General features: G+C 54.6%; 20 protein-coding genes. 10 read left to right on the forward strand and 10 right to left on the reverse strand.

The window, feature by feature from the left end:
• Positions 1 to 35: 35 nt before the first annotated feature.
• The 4 genes from AC2FFA_RS14580 to AC2FFA_RS14595 all read left to right on the forward strand — a co-directional run bounded on the left by AC2FFA_RS14580 (position 36) and on the right by AC2FFA_RS14595 (position 4,022).
• Entirely contained in the window at positions 36 to 671 is a 636-nt protein-coding gene (locus AC2FFA_RS14580) for a glutathione S-transferase family protein (RefSeq protein WP_117869984.1), read from the forward strand.
• 1 nt (position 672) lies between these two features.
• Positions 673 to 1,095 (forward strand): nuclear transport factor 2 family protein, encoded by a 423-nt coding sequence (locus tag AC2FFA_RS14585; protein WP_117869986.1) that lies wholly within the window; start codon positions 673 to 675, stop codon positions 1,093 to 1,095.
• Positions 1,096 to 1,266: 171 nt separating this feature from the next.
• Positions 1,267 to 3,237, forward strand: a complete 1,971-nt coding sequence (locus tag AC2FFA_RS14590) for a pyridoxamine 5'-phosphate oxidase family protein (RefSeq protein WP_496852139.1) — start codon at positions 1,267 to 1,269, stop codon at positions 3,235 to 3,237.
• 389 nt (positions 3,238 to 3,626) lie between these two features.
• Entirely contained in the window at positions 3,627 to 4,022 is a 396-nt protein-coding gene (locus AC2FFA_RS14595; RefSeq protein ID WP_496720580.1) for a nuclear transport factor 2 family protein, read from the forward strand.
• Positions 4,023 to 4,290: 268 nt separating this feature from the next.
• On the opposite strand, the gene AC2FFA_RS14600 is transcribed toward AC2FFA_RS14595, so the two are convergent.
• Both AC2FFA_RS14600 and AC2FFA_RS14605 read right to left on the reverse strand, forming a co-directional pair.
• A complete protein-coding gene (locus tag AC2FFA_RS14600; protein ID WP_496852140.1) occupies positions 4,291 to 5,091 on the reverse strand; it encodes an outer membrane protein in 801 nt (266 codons plus the stop codon).
• A 72-nt stretch (positions 5,092 to 5,163) separates the two neighbouring features.
• Entirely contained in the window at positions 5,164 to 6,747 is a 1,584-nt protein-coding gene (locus tag AC2FFA_RS14605) for a sulfatase-like hydrolase/transferase (RefSeq protein ID WP_058277274.1), read from the reverse strand.
• A 116-nt stretch (positions 6,748 to 6,863) separates the two neighbouring features.
• Between AC2FFA_RS14605 and AC2FFA_RS14610 the strand changes: the two genes are divergently transcribed.
• Complete coding sequence (locus AC2FFA_RS14610; protein ID WP_496852142.1) at positions 6,864 to 7,439, forward strand: TetR/AcrR family transcriptional regulator; 576 nt, start codon at positions 6,864 to 6,866, stop codon at positions 7,437 to 7,439.
• Between the two features lie 323 nt (positions 7,440 to 7,762).
• Here AC2FFA_RS14610 and AC2FFA_RS14615 read toward each other — a convergent pair whose 3' ends face one another.
• The 5 genes from AC2FFA_RS14615 to AC2FFA_RS14635 form a co-directional block, all read right to left on the reverse strand.
• Positions 7,763 to 8,116 (reverse strand): tetratricopeptide repeat protein, encoded by a 354-nt coding sequence (locus tag AC2FFA_RS14615; RefSeq protein WP_496852143.1) that lies wholly within the window; start codon positions 8,114 to 8,116, stop codon positions 7,763 to 7,765.
• 236 nt (positions 8,117 to 8,352) lie between these two features.
• The gene (locus tag AC2FFA_RS14620; protein ID WP_496852145.1) at positions 8,353 to 9,429 is read right to left on the reverse strand and encodes a lyase family protein; all 1,077 of its coding nucleotides are present in this window, start codon (positions 9,427 to 9,429) and stop codon (positions 8,353 to 8,355) included.
• Positions 9,422 to 10,936, reverse strand: coding sequence for a tripartite tricarboxylate transporter permease (locus AC2FFA_RS14625; RefSeq protein ID WP_117870016.1), 1,515 nt, complete (start codon positions 10,934 to 10,936; stop codon positions 9,422 to 9,424). The genes AC2FFA_RS14620 and AC2FFA_RS14625 overlap by 8 nt, the downstream gene beginning before the upstream one ends.
• Positions 10,937 to 10,941: 5 nt before the next feature.
• On the reverse strand, positions 10,942 to 11,409 hold the full coding sequence (locus AC2FFA_RS14630) for a tripartite tricarboxylate transporter TctB family protein (protein ID WP_496852147.1): 468 nt from the start codon (positions 11,407 to 11,409) through the stop codon (positions 10,942 to 10,944).
• Between the two features lie 69 nt (positions 11,410 to 11,478).
• Complete coding sequence (locus AC2FFA_RS14635) at positions 11,479 to 12,438, reverse strand: tripartite tricarboxylate transporter substrate binding protein (protein WP_496852148.1); 960 nt, start codon at positions 12,436 to 12,438, stop codon at positions 11,479 to 11,481.
• A gap of 109 nt (positions 12,439 to 12,547) precedes the next feature.
• Between AC2FFA_RS14635 and AC2FFA_RS14640 the strand changes: the two genes are divergently transcribed.
• Entirely contained in the window at positions 12,548 to 13,465 is a 918-nt protein-coding gene (locus AC2FFA_RS14640; protein WP_496852149.1) for a LysR family transcriptional regulator, read from the forward strand.
• Between the two features lie 25 nt (positions 13,466 to 13,490).
• On the opposite strand, the gene AC2FFA_RS14645 is transcribed toward AC2FFA_RS14640, so the two are convergent.
• Positions 13,491 to 13,718: a hypothetical protein gene (locus AC2FFA_RS14645; protein WP_496720609.1), complete on the reverse strand. Its 228-nt coding sequence runs from the start codon at positions 13,716 to 13,718 to the stop codon at positions 13,491 to 13,493.
• 78 nt (positions 13,719 to 13,796) lie between these two features.
• The gene (locus tag AC2FFA_RS14650) at positions 13,797 to 14,363 is read right to left on the reverse strand and encodes a TetR/AcrR family transcriptional regulator (RefSeq protein ID WP_496852215.1); all 567 of its coding nucleotides are present in this window, start codon (positions 14,361 to 14,363) and stop codon (positions 13,797 to 13,799) included.
• 97 nt (positions 14,364 to 14,460) lie between these two features.
• On the opposite strand from AC2FFA_RS14650, the gene AC2FFA_RS14655 reads away from it, so the two are divergent.
• Genes AC2FFA_RS14655 through AC2FFA_RS14665 form a run of 3 tightly spaced genes read left to right on the forward strand, consistent with a single transcriptional unit; the run spans position 14,461 to position 16,731 of the window.
• Positions 14,461 to 15,567, forward strand: a complete 1,107-nt coding sequence (locus AC2FFA_RS14655) for an NmrA family NAD(P)-binding protein (RefSeq protein ID WP_496852150.1) — start codon at positions 14,461 to 14,463, stop codon at positions 15,565 to 15,567.
• Positions 15,568 to 15,614: 47 nt separating this feature from the next.
• Positions 15,615 to 16,187, forward strand: a complete 573-nt coding sequence (locus tag AC2FFA_RS14660; protein WP_496852151.1) for a carbonic anhydrase — start codon at positions 15,615 to 15,617, stop codon at positions 16,185 to 16,187.
• A gap of 55 nt (positions 16,188 to 16,242) precedes the next feature.
• Positions 16,243 to 16,731, forward strand: coding sequence for a DUF8737 domain-containing protein (locus AC2FFA_RS14665; protein ID WP_496852152.1), 489 nt, complete (start codon positions 16,243 to 16,245; stop codon positions 16,729 to 16,731).
• A 296-nt stretch (positions 16,732 to 17,027) separates the two neighbouring features.
• Here the strand turns inward: AC2FFA_RS14665 and AC2FFA_RS14670 are convergent, their stop codons facing one another.
• Entirely contained in the window at positions 17,028 to 17,489 is a 462-nt protein-coding gene (locus AC2FFA_RS14670; protein ID WP_496852153.1) for a hypothetical protein, read from the reverse strand.
• Between the two features lie 385 nt (positions 17,490 to 17,874).
• On the opposite strand from AC2FFA_RS14670, the gene AC2FFA_RS14675 reads away from it, so the two are divergent.
• The gene (locus AC2FFA_RS14675) at positions 17,875 to 18,786 is read left to right on the forward strand and encodes a homocysteine S-methyltransferase family protein (RefSeq protein WP_496852154.1); all 912 of its coding nucleotides are present in this window, start codon (positions 17,875 to 17,877) and stop codon (positions 18,784 to 18,786) included.
• Positions 18,787 to 18,937: the final 151 nt, after the last annotated feature.

Below are 18,937 nucleotides of genomic sequence, written 5' to 3' on the forward strand. Positions count from 1 at the left end.
GCTAGCGCATACCTTGAACATAACTGGAGACACTGATGTCAAACGCCGTTCGCATTCACCACTTCGCAAAGTCAGGTCACGCCCATCGTGCCTTGGTTTTTGCGAAGCTCGCCGGGATCGCTCATGAAGAAGTTCCCGTGGATTTGGCAAGTGGTGCGCACAAATCACCGGAGTTTTTGGCCATGAACCCAAACGGACAGGTGCCCGTTATGGAAGATGGCGATGTAATCGTATCGGATTCAAACGCAATTCTGGTCTATCTCGCGCGGACATATGCGCCTGACTGGATGCCAAGCACCCCGGTCGACGAAGCCAATGTTCAGCGCTGGCTAACCCTTGCGGCTGGTGAAATTGCATTCGGGTCTTGTGCCGCACGTCTGATCACCGTTTTTGACGCCCCGCTGGACCCAGTCTTTGCTGATTCCACAGCGACCAAGGCGATGCAAAAGCTGGAACATGGGCTGGAAGGTCGTGATTGGCTGGTTGGCGATCGTCCGACGATCGCTGATGTCGCGAATTATTCCTATACCGCCCATGCGCCTGAGGGGAATGTCTCGCTTGATCCTTACCCGAATGTCCGGGCATGGCTCGCCCGTTTCGAAGCCTTGCCAGGTTTCCAGGCCATGCCAGCGACGGCTGTCGGCCTTGTGGCTGAATTAGGGGCGCGCTGATATGACATCCGCAGCCCCGCGCCATCCGGTACCGCCGTTTACGAAAGACTCCGCGATCGAAAAGGTGCGTCTTGCAGAAGACGGTTGGAACGGTCGAAACCCTGCGAAAGTCGCACTTGCGTACACACCCGACAGCAAATGGCGCAATCGGGCCGAGTTTCCCGAAGGCCAGGCGCAGATTGAAGAGTTTCTGACCCGCAAGTGGGCCAAGGAACTGGACTATCGGTTGATCAAGGAATTGTGGGCTTACGGCGGTAATCGCATCGCCGTGCGATACGCCCATGAGTATCACGACGACAGCGGAAACTGGTTTCGGGCCTATGGTAATGAAAACTGGGAGTTCGACAAAGATGGGTTCATGGCGCATCGTTTTGCCAGCATCAACGAACACCCCATTCAAGAGGCAGATCGAAAGATTCATTGACCGCTTGGTCGCCGCCCTGATGATCATCCGGGTCTAAGGGATCTGGGGCTATAGCTCTGACGCCGTAGCACGAAAAGTCGCTAACGCCTTCCAGACCCACAGATCCAATGGAAGGCGTCAGCGGAAGCATTGCAATACAACTGATTGTCAAACGGATGAACGGAGCACGGGATGGTTCGGATACATAAATCTCACAAGGGTGAGCTGTTGCTTCAAAAGCGGCGCAAGACACCAAAAGAGCTGATCGACTCCATTCCTCGATACATCGACAGTGACATGCCGCAGCAGCACGCGGATTTCTTTGCGGGCCTGTCTTACTTGCCGCTGGCGACGCTGGATCGCGACGGGCGACCGTGGGTCAGCCTGCTGGTCACACAGTCAGAGAGCGATCCGTCGGTCGGCATCAAGATTTCGGGCCACAATGCGATGGACGTCTTCGCCGAAAGCAACGCTTTCGATCCCTTTGCCCGCTCTTTGAAGCAGGACCCAATGTCTGGGCGGCAACAACGGCTCTTTGCTGGAGTAGGGGTCGACTTCCGCAACCGTCGACGGAACAAAATCGCAGGGGGAATTCGCTCTGCATCTGTTGAAGAGACTGGAAAAATCAGCCTGCAACTGGAGTCTGATCAACACCTTGGGAACTGCCCCAAGTACATCACCGTGCGGGCATTGGCGCATGAACAGCGCGCCGCTGAACTGGTGCATGATTCCTTTGACAGCCACACAACTGCTTTGCCGGATGCGGCCAAGGCGGTCGTGGATCAGGCCAGCACGGTCTTTCTGGCGACAAAGCACAGTGGAAATGAAACCGCTACTGGCACGAAGACGGATATGGGGGTAAATCATCGTGGCGGTGCACCGGGTTTTACCCGCATTTACGAAGAAACCGATGGCGACGATATCACGACCTATCTGGTTTTGCCCGACTATTCCGGCAATCGCTTCTATCAGTCCTTGGGCAACATTGAGACTGACCCAGAGGTCGGCCTTGTCTTTCCAGACTTCACCACGGGTCATGTCCTTTATGTCACGGGTAAGGCAGAAAACCTGATGGATGATGAAGCGCCAGCGATCATGCCGCGGGTCAGCCTGCTTACGCGCATCAAAGTTACAGGGGCGGTTTTTGTGAAAGACGGCCTGAACCTCAAGCTCATGTCGGAAGAGCACTTCTCGCCCTATAATCCGCCGGTAAAGCCCTTGCGTCAGGAACTGGAACAGATGGGGCATGCACTCGTTGCGCACGAGACTGCAACCCCAATCACTGCCACTCTTGTTTCGACGAAACCGCTTTCTGACAGTATCACAACTTTCAACTTCGATCTGTCACAGCCGATCCACTCACCTTTGCCGGGTGGGTTTGGTGTTTTCGATTTCTCTGGGCTTCTGGACACGGGGTACAGCCACATGAACGAAGCCAACCCTCAGCTTGTCAACGAGGACTTCGTGCGCACCTGGACGCTTTCGAATGCGCCCAGCTTTGCGGCAGAAAGAAATGCGTTTGCCGCGACCCATCAGGTCAGCGTCACTGTCAAACGTAAACCGGGCGGCTTGATGTCGAATGTTCTGCATAATAATGCCCAAAAACTGATCAAGGATAGACTGCCGATTGAATTCAGAGGGTGTGGCGCGGGGTTCACCTGCTTTTCGCAAGGCGCCAAAGACACGCCTCCACATATCCCATCAAAGGTTCTGTGGATCGCAGGCGGTGTCGGCATTACCCCATTTATGGCGATGTGGGACGGCATCCTCCAGCTGGCGAACGCTCACCCGCAAACATCGACCGACATCGTCCTCCTGTTTTCTGGTCGTGGTGATGACATCAAAGTGCTGGAGCATTTTGCCGGGCAAATTGGTCCTGTCCCAGCCAGTGTGAAACTTCGCATTGTGGCGTTTCAAAGCGTCGGAGATGACCCGTTGGTCGCAAAATCTGCAAGGGATGATCTGCGTCTAGCATTTTCTAAGGATGCGCTGCAGACCGAAGAACGGCGCGCGCAGATTGAAGATATCCAATCCATCTCCGCACTCGACACGCGAGAAGTCTATATGTGCGGACCCGATGCGTTAATGACGTGGAGCGAAGCAGCGCTCACTAAACTAGGCGTCGAAGAAGGGAGACGTCATCGCGAGTCCTTCGTCTTCTGATTACAAAATTCACAAAGCCAATGACCATTTTTACCCGCAGTCAGTGAATTTTGAACCAGATTTTTGCTGCAGTATGTACGAATGGCTGATTTATCCACCGCGCGGCAGCACTAAATTTTACACTGACGCAACAGTTCCCGCGCTGCATGCGCGCGCAGCGAGAAAACCGAATTCACAGGTAGGGCTCAAACCAGACCTCGGAGGCGGCGCAGCATTTGAATTGAGGGATACCAGGAGCGGTATCGTGGACGGCCCGGATCGGATGAGGTGGTTGGCTCCTGCACCATCGACATCGAACGTGCCATAGTGCAGCTTTCATGCGGTAGCTTGTTCACCTTCAAGGTCCCAATTAGAATTTTCGGAACGAATAATCACTGGGGGACGTAGCCATGACGCCTGATATCCAAACAGCCCGAAAATTGGCGCAAGATCATTGTGATGCCTGGACGAACAAGGCTCCGGATCAAGTCGCCAGTCGGTATTCGGAAAATACAACGATGATTATGAATGGTGGCGAACCGATGAACAGTCGCTCGCAGATCGGTGAAATGGCGGCCGGTTTCATGACTGAATTCCCCGACCTAGTGCTTAACCTCGATACTGTTCTCGTAGCCGATCATCACATGGTTTACGCATGGACGTTCGAAGGCCAGCACAAAGATACAGGAAACAAAGTTCGCTTTTCGGGTTGGGAAGAGTGGGACCTCGATGAAAATCTAAACGTGACCAAGTCGCTGGGGTGGTATGACGGCGCAGATTACGATCGTCAGGTTTCAGGGACGTAACCGCTCAAATCGCAAACACACTAACGGTCGATGTTGGGATCAATGGTGGCCTCTGGTCAGCGCAGCCTTTCCCGTCGCGATACGAAGTCACTTGTGGGTGACGGCCCAAAACTGCCGTTGACAAAGAGACATCTTTGCTGCGATGCGGCCCGTCAGATGAGACATTCGCCGCGGGCGCAAAACCGAGATCGAGTCGAACTCACGGTTTGCGGACGAAGCTGACATTCAAATCGTATTCAGTGCTGGAGCATAGATGGTGTTGTGCAAATCAGAATCTGAATTTAACACCGAGCACCGGACCATGTTGATCAACGTCATATTCAAATGCACCTGTAGAGAGGCTGTCGCTATAATCCATGCTGTAGTAGCGCCAGCCAAAGAAAAGTGACGTGCTGTCCCAAGCGCGCCAATCAACTCCGATGTTGGCGCCGATTTGCAAATCGTTGCCCCCCGCGCCGAAACCACCAAGGTCCAATGATGCAATTGCTGTCCATTGGTCATTAAGCACCCATGTGCCGCGAGCACCAATTACTGGCTCCCACCATCCCTGATCTCCTCCAAGAACAGGAACTGGCAGGGGCGACGAAACCGTGATTTCCTGTCTCAATGAGTTATATCGGGCACCAAACTGCAAATCGATGGCGTAGCGTTGGCCATTGTCACCAACTGCATCGACGGCTTTGTAGGCAGCAAGTAAGCCAATCCACTTTTGCCGGATGTCTGCGGTGAACGAGGCGCCTCCTGGAGTAGGCAAGTTTCCGTCAGCCTCCAGAGAGACGTAGTTAGCGTCAATTATGAAACCCCAATCGCCGCGCCAAATTTCGTACCTGCCAGCTGCAGCAAAATCCAAAAGCTCCAAAGCATCGCCAAGATCAAGATCAAGCGGAACGGTGGCACCAGCGACGGTTGACGTTCCGCTCGTTCGTGCGGGCAGGAATGCATAAAACGCTAACGTCTGTCGCCATTCATCTTCACTTTGGCCCGCAAGTGGGATCGGTTCGGCAAATGAAGCACTTGCAGCCAACGATGTCATTGCGGCGGATGTCGCAATCAGGCTTCTGTTAATCATGACAATTCTCATTTCTCTTGACTAAACGAGCGGGTTCCGAAGCACCGAAAGAATGCCTCGGAACCAACACCATCAATGGCTTTGCGCTTTTAAGCGGGCTTCTTCAGGAGTCATTGGCGACCGATGTGGAAACTGCTCCACTCGCCCCATGTGCATACCCAATAATTGCTGCATCGGTTGCACGACCCAAAGTCCCGGGTAGAGAGCGCCGTACTTTTCACCCGGGTCCCGCATGATGTTGAAGAAATCCATCCCCGGTAAGCCCCCGTGACCTTCCTTGATATGGATTTTGAAATCATCGTAGCGGAAGGCTCCAAGGACTTCGCCACTGTAGTGCGCTATGAAATTCCGCCGACCGTGACCTTCGCCATTCAAAAATAGAGAAGTCTGATCGACCCCGTCCGTTATTCGGTCATTTGGAATTTTATCCAACGCACCACCGATCCGCGCCGCCGTGGTAAACAGATCAGTGACGTGGATAACATCCATCGGGTCTTGCATCGGTTCGATCATGCCGGGCCACCACGCCATTGCCGGTACGCGAATGCCGCCTTCAAGCACATCTCCTTTTGCGCCCTGCAACAAAGTGTACCCGGCGGTCGGCCAGAAGGCATACATCGGACCGTTATCGCTCATCCAAACGACCAGCGTGTTCTCGGCAATGCCTTCTTCTTTCAGCGTATCCAGAAGTTGCCGCACATGCTTGTTGTGAAGCGCCATGAACGAAGCTTGGCGGTTGTTTTTGTCTACGCCTGGATCATCGCTGAATTCCTGCGAAGCAGCGAGTTGCAAAGCGTATGAAGCCCAGTAGACAAAAAACGGTTTATCGTCTTGCGCATGGTCTTGAACGAACTTGGTGATCTGGCTAATCGACTCATTCTCGAAAGCTTCTTGGCGTTCGGGGGCCAGTATCCCGGGTGCGCCCTCAATAGGGGTGCGGCCTTCGCCTTTGCGACCGACGTAACCAGCGACGGACAAGTCAATTCCAGCGCCGTCCAGATAGGCATCATTTCCGGGAAAATCTGCAAACGGGAACGTTCCGCTTTGGTCTTCGTAAGAGGCCTGCCAAAAGTCCGGGGCACCATTGAAAAGCCCGTAGTAGGCGTAATCGTATCCTTGGTTTTCCGGTGCATGCTCCGGTAAGTCACCCAAGTGCCACTTGCCCCACATGGCCGTGCTATAGCCAACTCCCGACAGCAGCTCCGCCGTTGTTACTTCTTCAGCCGACAACCCATCCACTTGCCCCGGCCACAGTACGGTAAGCAGGCCTGTCCTTACTGGGTGTCGACCAGTGTTGATCGCGATCCTTGTTGGCGTGCACGAAGGCTCTGCATAGGCAGACCAAAACCGCATTCCGTCAAAAGCCATTGCATCTAATTCTTCTGAAGGCGTGCCCCGATGCTTACCGCCACCCTGCCAGCCAAGCTCACCCCAGCCGATATCATCAGTAAGGATGTAAATGATGTTAGGCTTCTTTCCAAAGCGCTCCTCAAGAGACGCAAGTTTCGCATCGATTTCAACGTCTTCTGCCGCCCATATTTCCGCATTGCGTTGGGCATGAGCTAAATGCGGACCGTCCGGTTCCAGGGCGCTTGCGGGTGTGACAACTGCCAAACAGGCCAAAACAACGGCTCCCGCTTCAAGTGTCCGTCTCATAATCTCCCTCCCAAAAGCTGCTCAGCTTGATATACACATTAATATACGCAACCGTCTATATAATTATACGGAACCGTACAGTTGATAACATTTAGCGGATTCGATATCTGCTGAACATGACTCAGATCAAGGGCGGTAAGACTGTGGGGAAAAAGCGTTTCAGCAAGCAGGACTGGTTAGATTCTGCCCTGAATCTGCTTCGTACTGGAGGAATTGAGGCAGTCCGCGTGGAACGTATTGCCGACAAGTTAGGCGTTGCCAAAAGTGGCTTTTATTACCATTTTCGTGATCGGGCCGACCTTCACAAAGCACTGCTGGATCATTGGGTGCAGCTTGACGGGGTGCCTTTTCTAGAGGAAAGGCGATTCTCCGAAGCAACACCGGTGGAAAAACTCGCGATGGTCGCCGACGTTGTCGATAGTGCCGACCTCAGCCGGTACGACAACGCAATACGACAATGGGCTCGACAAGATCCCAAAGTGCGCCGGGTCTGGCGAAAAGAAATGAACAAAAGACTCGAGCACATACGCGAACTTTTTCGAAATGTTGGCTTTGAGGACGATCAGTTGGAGATGCGTGTTCGGACATTTGTTGCTTATCAAGTCAGTGAACGTGAACTTTTCTCCGAGCTTTCTGCAAAAGATCGCTCCAGGATTCGGAAGCTAAGACTTGAGCTTTTGGTTAAGGACTAATTACGAGGCTCAATTGGTTGCTTGCAATTGAACCGAATTTCAATCGCGGCCAACTTAATCAAGCTGACGCATTCAGAAGTCTGCTTCGGGCTCACTGCAGACCTCGGAAGCAGCGCAGCATGGCCCCTGCCCCACTAGCAACTGGTCTCGCGGATCGGCCCATAGGAGACATTCAGCGCTATCCAACTATGCCGTGATCACAGCCCGCTTTCTTGCCGTTCGCTGCAAGCGCAAAATTATGACTGAGTAGAATCCACGCAAGGTGGGACAAAGTGGGCGTAGGCAGTGATGGTTTGCTAGAGGGCGTTTTGGTCGGATTTGGCTTATGTGTCCGGAAGCCCGGCTTGGATTAGAGCATTAATGTATTTGCTCGTAAAATCCTGGCTTTTGAAACCCGATCGCTCGCGTGCGGCCCAATCAGAGTTGGCACCAGGAAAAAGCTCTAACAGATTCTCCATTTGCCGGCGCGCTTCCTCCATATCTCCTTCAAAAACGGGCACAGCGACTAGCACTGCGGCGGCATCGCGCTTTGCGCGAACATCTTTGGGATTTGATGCCAAAACCTGATTGGCCAAGGTCTTGGCTTCACCATGTTTTCCCAACTCCATTCTGGCCATATTTATCGGGTCAGGGAGCCACTCAGGGTAGTCGGGTTCCAGTCGCGTACCGCGTTCCATCAACTCCAACCCTTCAAGGGTTTGGCCAGACACCAGTTTAACTTGCCCGGCCAAGGAATTCACATCCGCGCTGCCGGGCGATAGGGCGACCGCGGTCATCGTTGCTGCGGTGCGGCCCGCCAGAGGAGACATTCGCTGCAACTGCGAATTATGGGCTTTGTCGATCTCACCGAACGCGGACAGCGTTGCCGTTCGCCGCAACAACGCGAATGACGGCTAGCGTTTCTTAACTCTTCTCAGATTAAATTCTGTTCCATCCCGCCTTCGTCGACTCTCAAATCAGATAGCATCCGATTTGCCCATGACAAAGCTCCTGACGACAGCAAGAACACTTCAGGAACGACAAGCCACTCACCGACCCAAACACCGCCAGAGCGCTCATGTTGGTGCAGAGTCAGTTCCCCTATTTGCTCCGACCTTTGGCGCCCCAATCTTGCTACGGCCTCGGCAAATTCACTGGCCCGTTGATTACGTTTGTGATGCATTGAGGATGAAGCACCCCTACCATTTTCATGGCATTCGCAGACCTCACCGATATCACTGGATGAAAGCAGGTTGATGTTGTGGGCTATTTTGCAGATCGTCGCACACAGCGCGCCGAGGGCGGTGACAATATCGGCCACGCCGTCACGCGCGTTTTGCCAATGAGGTTCTGCAACGCCCAAACCAAGCGCCTCTGCCATTCGCACCTTTATCTCTGTCCCTGTTCCATCGCTATAATTTGACAAATCCCCTAACGGCCCGCCGACCTGAACGAACACCCCACGCTTTTCCGCTTCGGTGATCACCTCGCGACGACGTAGAAGCTCCTCTAGCCAGACTTCAAACTTGGTCCGGAGCAGCATCGGGATCGCGTGTTGCCCGTTAGTGCGCCCGATCATTCGCGTGTTGGGGTGCTCCTTGATCAGGCCCGTCAGGGAAAAAACGAGCTGATCGAGGTCGCTCAACACGGTCGCCAGACCGAGCTTCATTTGCATCGCAAGCGCTGTATCCATGATATCTTGCGTCGTGCTATTGAAATGGACGAACTTGGCGAGATCCTCGCCGACGTGTTCGCGCAGTTGCCCGACCAATCCCACAATGGGCCGCCCGACAAGCGCCATGTCCTGCCGCAAGCGCTCCTGATCGAGCTTTCCGATGCCAAACCCGTCGAGTGCAACAACAGCTTCATTCGGCACGAGACCCGCATCACTTTGCGTACGCGCCAGCATTTGTTCGACTTTGATCCAGGCAGAGATTGTCGATGATTCAGACCAGATGTGCCGCATATCTGTGCTGGAAAAGCTGCCTTGCATGAGCTGCCATTCAAGCATCGCCCAACCCTCCCTGCGCCAGTTTGCGTTCTTTTAAGATGCCGCGAATGCGAAAGGCAATAGCCCCGGCACCAAGGATCAGGAAGGCAAGCGCGATCGGGCGTTCAACAAAGATCAGCGCGCCACCATCCGACATCAGCAGGGATTGCCGGAACGTCTCTTCCGCACCTTTGGCCAGAACGAAGGAGATTACGAATGCCGCAATGTTGAAGTCATGCTTGCGCATCAGCCATCCGACGAAACCGGCAAAGGTCATAACCGTCACATCGAACATCGAGCCTCGTGCTGAGTATGCCGCGACGAAGGCTGTCATGAAGATCAGCGGATAGAGAACGTTGGTCGGGATTTTCAGGATTAGCCGGGCGACTTGTGTGGCTCCGAAATAGCCGATCAGGCCATACACGAGGATACCAAGCATCCCGCAGGCAAAGAGTTTGTAGACAAGTTCCTTGTCAGTCAGAAATAGCGTCGGCCCGACCTGGATGCCATGGATCAGAAACACGCCCAACAGGATCGCGCCGATGGTCGAGCCTGGAATACCCAAAGTCAGCAGAGGAGCCATGGACGGGCCGGACACCGCGTTGTTGGCCGCTTCTGGCGCGGCCACGCCTTCCAATGCGCCCTTACCCCATTGTTCAGGGTTTTTCGCACGGCGCTTGCCTTCTCCATAAGAGATAAAAGCCGCAATCGCTGAACCCAGACCTGGCAGAACACCAATGCCCGCACCGATAAACCCACCGCGAAAAGCATGAGGCAGACACGGTTTGTATTCCTCCCATGTCAGATCATTGCCATCAGCCGAGCTTTCGTTTTCTTTGGTCTCGCCTGTTGCTTTGCGCCGCTCTTCAAGTTGCGCAAAGACTTCGCCCAAGACAAAGACACCGATCATCAGCGGCACCAAGCCGATGCCATTGGACAAGTCGAACGAGCCGAATGTGTAGCGCTCTTCGCTGGAAATCGGATCGAGCCCCACCATTGCCACCAGAATTCCCAGGAGCGCGGAGGCCAGACCTTTAACAATGGATTCTCCGATCACCGAACCGATCACCACAAAGGCGGCAAAGTAGATGGCAAAGGTTTCTGGAGGTCCCAGCTTCAGAGCAATTGCTGCGATGAACCCGACACCAACAACCAAAAGAACGTCGCCCATGAGATCGCCGATCACGGATGAGATTGTGGCAACTTTCATTGCTTTACCCGCCTTACCAGCGCGAGCCAGTGGATAGCCGTCAATCTGCGTCGCAGCACTCGCGGCTGTACCAGGCGTATTAAACAAGATTGCTGCGATGGAACCGCCATAGCGTCCGGATTTTCCGATCACATAGAGAAAGGCGAGCGCAAAGAGGGGCGACATATAGAAGGTGATTGGCAGCAGCATCGCGATTGCTGCTGAAGCTGTCAGACCCGGCGTTGCGCCCACAATCATGCCAACTGTGGCAGCAAGAACGATGGCAAAGAGCAGCATCGGATCAGTGATGACCGAAAGAAGGGCGGGAAAAATTTCCATGAGACTTACCTCTGTATCAAGCTGAGTAGGTCGAACACTTCGCCATAGGGCGGGAAGACACCAAGCAGCACAAAAAAGATGAGGTGAAAAACCAACGGGCAGATGACTACAGAAACTGCAAGGCCGATCCAGCTCCGCACACCGAACAAATATAGCACGATGGGAGCCACGACGGCCGTAGGTAGTAGATACCCGAACCAGCGGAATGACTGTTGGTAGACCAATGCAATGATGAATAGTGCGATGATCTGAACAGTCGCCCCATTATCTGTGCTGGCAGCGGTGACATCGCCTGTCTGACGGGATGCACCTATCAGCAAGAGACCAGACAAGCCCAATAGAGCGACGGATGCGGCAAAGGGAACAATCCCGGCCCAGGTATCTCCGGGCGATGCAGCGGGCACCTGCCACGCGCCCCAAATAGCCACAAGTGAAACGGCCGCCAGCACCAAACCTTCGGCATAAGCGCGCATGTCATCCTCCCTCAACAACGCGTGGGCAAAAAAAGGCCGGGGGATCATCGATCCCCCAGCCTTGAAGACTTAATTAGTCAGACTTTCGACCAACGGAGCGGCGTCCTCTTTCATAGCGCTAAGCGTTGCCTTGGCATCCGCACCATTCTGATAGACAGGACCGGTCCCACGCGAAGCCAGCAGCTCGGCGAACTCGGGCTTAGCCGAAATCTGCGCAAGCGCGGCTTCCATCGCTGCGACCACCTCGGCAGGCGTACCCTTCGGAGCAAACACGATCACCGGCGAGGAGACAGCAGCAAACGGAATGCCCAATTCTCCAAAGGCAGGTACATCCGTCATGATGCCGTCGCGTTCCTGGCTGTTGACCGCCAGCGCGCGCAGTTGGTACTCGAAACCGGCAAGCTGTTGTACGCCCAAGAAGCCGAAGTCGGCTTGCTCACCGATGAGAGCAGCACGGGTCGGGCCACCACCTTTGAATGGAACGTCTTGCGCTTCGATGCCGTTATTGGCCAGAAAGCCCAGACCGCCTACATGGTGGAAACCACCGCGGCCTGAATGCGCCCAACGAAGCGAGCCAGGATCAGCTTTAGCCGCGTCGATCACGTCTTGAACGGATTGAAACGGGCTGCTCTTCGGGACCATCAGAGAGGTTTGCAATTGGCCGACCTGTGCGACGAACTCAAAGCTGTCCAGCGCATCAATGTCGGTGTCGCGGGTCATGGTGGACAGCAAGAACGAGCCCCCTGAGGTCATCATCATAGTATAGCCGTCGGGTCGGGCGCCGACGACAGAATTGGCTCCATTCAAGCCGCCCGAGCCAGGTTTGTTCACGACCACTACGGGGACATTCAAAATGCCTTCAGCTGCCGCCGAGATGGCGCGAGCATAGGCGTCAGTGCCGCCACCCGCCTTGTAAGGCACGACCAGATTGATCGGGCGTTTGGGCCAGTCAGCCGCAAAGCTGGCTGTTGCTGTTGCCGCAAGGGCGATGCCTGCCAGTACGGCAGAAATGAGTGTTCTGCGTTTCATAGTATCCTCCCTAATTCCTCTCCTGATCTCACCTAGCAGATGATGGAGATTGCGAAAAATGCAAAGGTGTTTAGTTTACTTGCAAAAATTGTAAGTGACGGTGGCGAACATGAATATCAAAGCGCTTCGTGCATTCAGAGCAACGCTGTCTGAGGGATCACTCGCAGCAGCAGCAAATATACTGCACCTTTCGCAACCAGCAGTCAGCCGGTTGATTTCTGGACTCGAGAGGGAGTTGCGGCTTAATCTTTTTGATCGAAGCGGCCGGAACCTCACTCCAACACCCGAGGGACTTGCGTTCTATCGCGAAGCTGGTCGCATCCTCGACAACCTGGATGAGATCCCCAGAATCGCCGCCGAGATTCGTGCAGGCCGCACTCAGAACCTTCGGATCGTCGCAATGCCGCGCATCGCCCGCGCGCTCGCCTCCCCCGCTGTTGGCCAATTCATAAGGGAAAATCCTGATATCAATGTCAGCCTCGATGTGCGCGCGCGCAGAGAAGCTGGCAAATGGTTGGCCGGTCGGGAATATGACGTGGGAATTGGTGCTCTACCGGTCGAACACCCCGATATCCAAACCGAGTTGCTATTGCGCGTAAGAGCGCAAGCCGTCGTACCAATTGATCATCCGCTTGCCGATCTTGAAGAAGTTTCCATTGACGTTTTGGCTGACGTTCCAATTGTTCGCCTTATGCACGGATTGCTCTTGCGCGACCAACTGGATGATATGTTTAGATCTGCAGGGGTGCTGCCAAAACAAACCTGCGAAGTCGCATCTTCTTCGCTGGCATGTGCTCTGGTAGCAGATGGCGGTGGTGTCACAATCGCAGATGAACTCGTGGCCGCCGATGTAGATCAGACCCGTGTTCGGACAGTTCCAATTTCGCCTGAACGCTGGATGTCGTTTGGGCTTCTCTTTCCACTGCATTCAGAACCAAACGAAGCGCGTGACAAGTTCGTTGAAGTATTAAAATCGCATGTCGCAACACTCGCGGCATCGAGCCAGTCGATAGAGGTAGTTAGTTAGCGATTTAACTAGTCCCACTGAGCTTTCACTTGGAAACTCGACTTTCAGAGAGCCAAGCATCCAGGAAGCTGTCATTGGTGGACAATGCAGCATCGGTATCATCGGGCTCATTGAAGACTTCGGTGCCGTCGCAGCAAAGCCCCCTGCCCCGCAAATAACTGATCACGCGGACGGCCCAAGCCAGCCATTGGCCACACAACTCGACGCCAAAGCGCAGCTTTCGCATTGCTGCCGTTCGTGCACCTTGCAGCATTGTCGATTCGCGTGTGATGGCAATGCACAACGCAACCGCGAATCCCTCGGAATACCCTGCAGCAGTTTAGGACCTGTCTTACGGCCAATGATCCTGCAGCAAATCTATGGCAGTGCGTCCGGCCTCCAGAGCTCGGTCCGCCTCCTCTTCAGTTCCTGCCAAACGAGCCAGAGTAATCGTACCCATAAGGAGTGCCATCGCAGCCAGGCCCTGGTGCGAGCCGGATTCCGGTGTGTCCTGCAAAAGGGCCGCCATGCGATCCGAAGCTTGAGCGCCCGCGTGTCGGGATGCGCCCTTGGTACGGGCAAGCTCGGTTCCCATTGCCGCAAGCGGGCATCCATGCCGACTGTCTTGAACATGTGCCTGGGACAGGTACTTGGCTATATAGTCCTGACGTTCTTTCCCTCGCCCTTCGCTTGACCCCTCGCGCTCCATTTCGGAAACCACATTATCGACTGCGTGCCGGAAGGCTGCCGCGATCAAATCTTCTTTCGAATGGAAATGCCGGTAGAAACCTCCATGTGTCATTCCGGCTGCCTTCATGACGTCCGCGAGGCTAGTCGCTTCGATACCGCGTTCGCGGAACAACTGTGCTGCAGCATCCAGTATCCTGTTGTGACTGCGCCTTTTTTCCACTTCCGACATTCTCGGCAATTTCGCACTCCTAGGCGGGGTTGACAATTAAGATTATACCTATCATCTAAATAATAGATTGCAAGTATCATCTAAAAGGAGCGTGCCTATGCCTGCCAAGCCTAAGATCCTCGTCACCAGCGCAAGCGGCAAGACCGGGCTGCAAGTCGCGCTTCAGCTCAGAGCCAAAGCCTATCCTGTCCGTGCGTTCATACGGCAGAGGGATCATCGCTCTGATATTCTCGAACGCGCGGGCGCTGAACTATTCGTGGGTGACCAGTATTCGTTGAGCGACATGCGCAACGCCATGAATGGCGTGCAGCGGGCCTATCAATGCGCCCCGACGGCACCCAATGGGCTGCACTTCAACGCGGTCTTCACCGTTGCAGCTTACGAAGCTAAGATTGAGCACGTCGTTACGCTAAGCCAATGGCTTTCGAGCGTAGATCACCCGTCGCTGTTTACGCGCGAAGTCTATTTAGGCGACATCCTGATCGGCATGCGCCCCGAGATGTCTGTGACTACGGTGAATGTCGGCTGGTTTGCTGAAAACTACCTGATGGTGCTGGGCATGGCGGCCCATCTTGGGCAGTTCACAATGCCGCTTGGCGACGGCGACGTGAAAAAGAATGCTGCCCCCTCGAACGAAGATATTGCACGCGTTGCGGTCGGTGCCTTGACGGACCCGGCACGCCATGCGGGCAAGACCTACCGCCCCACGGGACCAACGCTGCTGTCACCCAACGAAGTCGCCGAAGCAATGGGCCGCGCGCTGGGGCGGCGGGTACGTTATGTCGACATTTCCGAGCGTATGATGGTCAAGGCTCTGAAAGCCCTGCGCCCAGCCAACTATTCGGAAGCGGCAGTCACCCAGCTTGCAATCTATTCAGAAGAGTACAGGCGAGGCACCTTCGCGGTGAACGCCCCGACCGGGGATGTATTCCAAGTAAGCGGGCACGAACCTGAAGCGTTTGAAAGCACCGTACGGCGCAAGGTCGCTGATCAACCGGACCTGGCACGCAGCCTGTCCGGCAGCATCGGTGCGATCGGCAGCTTTCTGAAGATCCTCACGACGCGCGCCTTCGATCTTGATCACGCTCAGAAGCAGCGAGACTACGTTCAGCTTTCCTCTTCGTCGTACTGCCTGGACGATGCGACATGGACGGAAAAACACCAACCCAAGGACGTACAAGCCGCACCAATGCGCGTTGCCTAACGCAGCATACGACGAAGGTTTACCCTCCAAGACGAAAGGACCTCTTCATGAACGTTCAAGACGAATTCATCACTCGAAACCAAGAATTCTCTGTGGGCTTTGACAGTGCTGGCCTACCGATCCTGCCAAAGTTGCGAACAGTAGTTCTAACCTGCGGCGATGCCCGGGTTGATCCCGCGCACATCCTCGGACTGGAGCTTGGCGACGCGGTTGTGATCCGAAACAATGGCGGACGGGTTACACGCGCCGCAATCGAAGAAATCGCCACCCTCGCCTTTCTGGTGAGCGCTATGACGGAGGGCCACGAACAAGGGTTCAACGTCATCCTGATGCAGCACACACAATGTGGAGCCGAGCGGTTGTCCAATCCGGACCTTCGGGACGCGCTGCAGAATAAGCTCGGGATCGACGTATCCGAATACGCGATCACGGACCAGGAAAGCGACCTTTCGGCAGACATCAAGCGTCTAGCGGCAGCACCGGAGGTACCAGACGCGATCACCGTCTCGGCCTTGCTTTACGATGTCGCCACTGGAAAAGCCCAAGAGATTACTCCAGCCGCTTCACTGGGGACGATCCGGGCCGAGGCGAGCGTATCGCAAACTGTGGCCCGAGCATGAAGGTCTGCCCACCCTCAATTCATGTAAACAGACGCATATCGAAAGGATCGATCAGATGACCCCCACAGTGGTATTCCTACTTCAGTTCGCAATGAGCCTCTTTGTCTTTGCTCTGATAGCGGCGTGGTACGTTGCACCCTGGCTTGCACGGCTGTCGGCGGCGGCGGCGCTCTCAATCCTGCTGCTGCCGCATGCTTTCCGACACATCGGAATGAGCTTCATGGTACCAAATCTCAACAACGGAGGGTTGCCCGAGGCATTTGCAACCAGCGCCAGCTATGGCGATTTGCTCTCGGCGTTTCTGGCAATCGCGGCGCTTTTCGCTTTGCGATGGAGATCAATGGCCGCCCTTCCGTTGGTGTGGGGTTTCAACATCCTTGGAACTGTCGATCTGGTGAACGCCTTGCGCCAAGCCGAGGCAATTAACTACTTTGGCCCCACTTGGTTCATTCCAACATTCTTTGTGCCGGTACTTTTGGTCACGCATGTGATGATCTTTGCACGGCTGTTGAAGGCAGTTGGCCCCAAGACAGCCTCGGCATGAGAGGACAGGTATTGTTCCAGGGCAGGCAGCGCTGCTGCCCGCCCCACTGAGTCTCACGGCCCAGAGCCGACCTTGAGTACGGTCTTAGAGTGTTGCGGTGCGGCCCGTCGAAGCTACCATTCGCTGCGGCTGCATGATCGACGGCAGAACGAATTCACACTCCGCAGATTGAAGCGGCCGTTCGTCGCATTATAGCAAGCAATCCCGGAAGGTTTAAAACCAAGCAGCGAAACCCACTTAAGATCGACAAAGCTCGAGACCAATCGAAACAGTACAGATACAAAAGCGCAGCCGTCTTAGTCAGGGATTTCCACTGTTCCGACTATGTGAGTTCGCCTCAGAGGCAACGCTTGGTATGCTGAGGCGATGTCTGTTGTCGCGATGCCGCTGCCAGTCATCCCTTCATAGCGCCCCGTCCCGGTGATGATTTCCCAGGTGTTTGCCGCGCCTTTTTCTCCTGCCTTCCATCGCATGGTAAAAGTGTCATCACCTTCACCGAATACGCATATTCCATTGATCGAGTTGGTGCCGTCTTCGAACCCAAATCCCGAACCCAAACATCTGGCGGGCCCGTTATCCATTGGACCTTCAATTACTTCGAAACCACCAGTGTTGTCCGTCAGGTGAAAAATGTGATCACCAAGATCAAAATTCTCTTGGTTCAGAGGGTAGACATTGTTGATCTCGATGCGTTGCTCGTCAGCACTGGCAGGAACACCAAGTATCGCCAAAAGCTGGATGATCCATAAGATTCTCATTTGGCTCTCCAAAAAATGTCACTCATCTTAAGGGCCTTCAAAGCATTTACAATCAGCAAAAATGCTGATGACCGTCCACTTATAGTGTGTGGGGAAAGCGCTAATACAATCTCGAGATCGGGCCTTCACGGTCGTTAGATCGGACACAGAAAGTTGAGCTGACGGGTAAATCTGCCCGACGAGGTGGCCCAAATCGGCCATTGGCAATGGCTTGATGCATCTGCGGTTCAGCCCGCCGAAGGGGGCGTTCGCTGCGGTTGCGAGTTGCCCGGGAAGATGAGGTCATTCTCACGGCAGACACCCTGTCGCCGCCCTAAGGTTCACAGGAGGCCCAAGACAATGTAGGTTTCTTGTGAAAGCATAACGGCAATAGGCGTAGATCAGAATGGCCCGACAGCTCTCACTCGAAGGTGATAAGACCTTTCTGGTTTACGCCGGCACTGGCACCGACCTGATATTCAATCATGGAGTTGAGTTACCCGGTTTCGCGTCGTTTCCATTGCTGGAAGAACCTGGCACTAGGGCAATACTGGCCGGTCAAATGCAGGCACTTGTCGATCTCGCCCGAGAAATGAATGTCGGATGCATCCTTGATGCGCCCACTTGGATGGCGAACGCCGACCGGGCAGCGCCCTTGGGGTACAATGCAGAACGGCTCAGTGAGGTGAACAAAGATGCGGTGAGTTTGATGGAGGACCTGCGCCAAGCTTCTGCTCGCGATGACGTACTGGTGTCGGCCTGCATCGGCCCGCGTTATGATCCATACGCCGACATCCCGCCGGTACCCGTCGAAGATGCACGTCAATACCACGCCGCTCAAATGCAAAGCCTGAAAGACACAAGCGTCGATCTGGTCACTGCTTATACATTCAACCGTCCATGCGAGGCAGCGGGTTGCATCCTCGCCGCCCGAGACGCTGATATGCCAATCATCATGTCTCTGGTTGTTGAGACAGACGGGCGCCTGGCAGACGGAACCAAACTTGTGGACGGCATAGACCAAATCGACGCGGCAACCGGCTCGGCGGCGCTGTTTTTTATGGTCAACTGCGCCCATCCGACCCATTTCGGCAGAGCGCTTGGCAACCACCCCCGACTTAGAGGCCTGGTGGCGAACGCTTCGAGTTGCTCGCATGCGGAACTTGACGAAGCCGATGAGCTGGACGAAGGCGATCCAATTGAACTTGGCAAACAGATTGCCTCGATTGCGCGGCAGAATCCGTCGATTCAAGTATTTGGAGGGTGCTGCGGTACCGGCATGCGCCACCTGAAATCGATGATCAGCGAATTGGCGTAGCCAACTTGGTTCAATCTGCGCGTTAACGCCGAGATCTGAGGCGATACCGAGACTTCTTTCCGCAACTTGTTAGGAGCGGCCGAATGCAATCATTGATCGCGTTCACATGCTTATCGGTATTTTCTCGTAAAGCGGACTTTTATGCATGTTG

The sequence above is a fragment of the Ruegeria sp. YTSB088 genome (assembly GCF_059609825.1).